The organism is Salinarimonas ramus, from assembly GCF_014645695.1.
GTDB classification, from domain to species: Bacteria; Pseudomonadota; Alphaproteobacteria; order Rhizobiales; family Beijerinckiaceae; genus Salinarimonas; species Salinarimonas ramus.
Genome location: NZ_BMMF01000037.1, coordinates 1 through 1,191 on the forward strand (window position 1 = coordinate 1; position 1,191 = coordinate 1,191).

At 74.8% G+C, this 1,191-nt stretch carries 1 protein-coding gene; it reads right to left on the reverse strand.

The annotated features are described in order from the left end of the window. Positions 1 to 1,191, reverse strand: a 1,191-nt coding sequence (locus tag IEX89_RS24090) for a hypothetical protein (RefSeq protein ID WP_188915839.1), incomplete at both ends; no start/stop codon positions are given.

Here is a 1,191-nt window from a genome sequence, read left to right on the forward strand (position 1 = left end):
GCGCGTCGCCGTGAAGAACTGGGCCTCGACGCCGTCCATGCGGTAGGCGATGCGCCCGCTCACCTCGATGCCGGCTCCGCGCGACGCCACCGCTGCGGGCGCCGTCATGCGCGCGGCCTGCTCGGCCGCGGCGCTCATGACCCGATCTCCGATCGCCGCGGCGTCCAGGCCCGGAAGCGAGCCCGTCCCGTCGGCGCCGGCCGCAGGCGAAACGGTGGGCTTGCGCCCCGCGACGTCCGTCCCGCCGCTGCCCCCCGCCGGCAGCTCGCCCCGGCGCTCGGCCGCGGGCACCTCGAAGGGCGTCACGGCGACGAGCCGGCCGTCGGCGGAGTACCAGCGCAGCTCGTAGACACCGGGCTCGCTCGGGACGGGCAGGACCACATCCTGAGCGTCCAGCCAATCGGCCGCGCCGTACTCGAAGATCGCTGCGCCGTCGCCCGAACCCATGGGATGCAGGGCCACGCGGCCGTCGAACCCCGCAGGCGCGGTGGCGTCGACGGAGAAGAACCCCGGCGTGCCTGCAGCGGGCGGATCGGCGCTGAGCGCGAAGTCGGACGCGCCGTAGGCGGTGGCGCCGGCATCGCCGACGTCCTCCGCGAGCCGCAGGCCGAGCGCCAGCGGCAGCGCCGCCGCCACCGTGCCGGGCGGCGCGTCCGCGAACATGCACAGCGGTCCCGCCTGCGACTCGATGCAGGGACCGTTCGAGTCGAGCCACTGATGCGGGTTCAAATAGAGCGCGTCGTTGAGCTCGGGGCCGTAGAACTCGACGCGGGGAAGCGCGATCGGGTTCTGCCCGGCGGTGGCGCCGACGAAGGCCGGCTCGGTCATGCCCCAGTGCCGGGGCAGGTTCACGGACAGGCGTCCGCGGGTGACGGCGCAGGCGCTCTCCTCGGCGCAGGTCACGACGATTCCCGTATCGGGCGCGGCGTCCGGCGCTGGGCCGAAAGCGGCGTTGCGCCAGGCGTCCGCCTGCGGCGGAGCGCCTTCCGGCCAAAGGGCCATCGGCATCGTCGTCGTGCCGATCGCGAGCGTGCCGACGAAGCCCTCGCCCTGGGGCGCGAGGCTGAGCATCGCCGGATCGGGCACGCGCGGCAGGGTGAGGGTCACGAAGAGATACCCGTCCTCCTCGCGCACCTCGGTGAGATCGCCCTCGGCCGGGCCGCCCATCGCGGGCGTGGTGGCTAAGCGGCC